This is a genomic window from Moorena sp. SIO3I6 (genome assembly GCF_010672095.1).
In genome coordinates, this window is record NZ_JAAHHU010001404.1 from 1 (window position 1) to 1,321 (window position 1,321).

General features: G+C 39.4%; 2 protein-coding genes. Both read right to left on the reverse strand.

What is annotated here, in order from left to right; genetic code table 11:
• Positions 1-304, reverse strand: a 304-nt coding sequence (locus F6K49_RS49720) for a hypothetical protein (protein ID WP_293110194.1), incomplete at its 3' end; no start/stop codon positions are given.
• A gap of 442 nt (positions 305-746) precedes the next feature.
• On the reverse strand, positions 747-1,052 hold the full coding sequence (locus tag F6K49_RS49725) for a HetP family heterocyst commitment protein (protein WP_293110196.1): 306 nt from the start codon (positions 1,050-1,052) through the stop codon (positions 747-749).
• Positions 1,053-1,321 lie beyond the last annotated feature (269 nt).

Consider the following 1,321-nt stretch of genomic DNA (forward strand, 5'->3'; position numbering starts at 1 on the left):
GCTGTTTTTCAGCATCAAAGCCTAGTAGTCGTACCCGCCCCTGACAAACTAGGTAAAGATATTGGTGATCTTGTTCAATCTCAACAGAATCTTGGGATAGCTCTGGTTTAGTATAGGCAAGGATTTTATCCCCTAGCTGGAAGTTATCAAGGTCAAACGATTGACTAAATTCGTAGTTGAGCTTTGGATCGACTGAGTCTAGGGTCAAGCTTTGAAGCACTACTGATAAATTGCTAGCAGGGTCTGGGTTGATAGAAGACGATGGTAACCCATGCTCTTCCGAATCCCTGATTATATTCTTCATATGTTAAATATTGAAAATTGATTTTTAACAATTAACCATTTACAATTAACCTTTTATAATTAACTACATTTAGTTAGCTAATAGCTTAGTTTTTGTCAAGTCACTAACCGACTAGTTACCAATAATTCACAAAAAATTCACAAAAACTTTAAGTAAACTTCATCGAAACTTTAAAATACCGCTAGGGCATCTGGTGTAAAGTAAACCCATAAGGGTTGGGGATAGGAGGTCAAGTCTGAGTCGAACCATCAAGCCAATAATAGAAGTCAGCTAGATGTAAGCAGATAGGTCGGTTGATGCAAGTGCAGTTCAACATATTAAACACCGAAGACGTTGACAAGTAAGCTCTGCATCAATAGCCCATCAATAATCCATCAAACTGACCTAGGCAGGTGGGTTTTGTTCAGACTTGATGAATCTCCCAAATTTACCGCTTAGCTGACTAGACCTTACTAACAACCTGTGATTGTGATACAGGGGTTTTGCCAACTGGATGGTTACCAGCTTGACGGTTTTCTTTGATTAACCGATTGTAGGTTCGGTAAGGGATGTAATGGAGGGGGTTGTAGCCATAAAAACGCAGAACTAACACACAAGCCCAAGAATACTTGCCTGCGATGATAGCTTCTACGACCTGGTTAAGCTGATCATTAGTCATGACTGGTTCAGAGCTCGTAGAGGTTGACTTTGGTTGAGATGTTCTACTAGTTGATGGTCTACTAGTTATTGATAGTAATTTTTTTGCCATGGTAGTCACCCAGAATTAACGACATCTTGTAATGGTCTATACCCAACTGGCAAGGGGAAGTTGCCAATTAACCACGGTAATGATTAAGCCTTGGAACAGGTTAAGGATTTATGGCAATTGCGACCAATAGCTGACTATGGGGTTTCAGCTCATAGTTATTTGTCTAAACTTTGTCTAAACACTTATAGGGATAAACATTAAGTGATAAACAAGCTTTGCTGCTACAAACTACCATGGGGAACAATAACAAACTCTCAATCCAAGGATTA

Coding starts and splice junctions, on each gene's coding strand:
- F6K49_RS49725 (WP_293110196.1), bottom strand. CDS start 1,052: ATGGCAAAAAAATTACTATCAATAACTAGTAGACCATCAACTAGTAGA.